Source organism: Streptomyces hilarionis (genome assembly GCF_024539675.1).
GTDB classification, from domain to species: Bacteria; Actinomycetota; Actinomycetes; order Streptomycetales; family Streptomycetaceae; genus Streptomyces; species Streptomyces hilarionis.
Genome location: NZ_JAHHIT010000605.1, coordinates 1 through 314, shown reverse-complemented (window position 1 = coordinate 314; position 314 = coordinate 1). Strand labels below are relative to the sequence as shown.

The 314-nt window shown below is 65.6% G+C and carries 1 protein-coding gene; it reads right to left on the bottom strand.

The genetic code is table 11. The features are described from left to right. A partial coding sequence (locus KMS84_RS39695) for an acyltransferase domain-containing protein (protein WP_256921512.1) occupies nt 1-314 on the bottom strand: 314 nt, incomplete at both ends.

The window sequence follows — 314 nt, the reverse complement described above, 5'->3', positions numbered from 1 at the left end:
CCACAAAATCAGCCACCACCCCCCACGACTCCAACAACCGGAACAACGCCACCTCCACCGCGAACAACGCCGGCTGCGTCCACCCCGTCTCATCCAGCCCCACACCCGAAAACACCACCTCCCTCAACGACCCCGGCAACAACCCCTCAAACCCCGCACACACCTCATCGAACGCCCCCGCGAACACCGGCCACACCCCATACAACTCCCGCCCCATCCCCACCCGCTGAGCACCCTGACCCGAAAACAAGAACGCCGTACCCCCCTCACCCACCACACCCGACACCACACCCACACCCGACCCCGCCACAGAC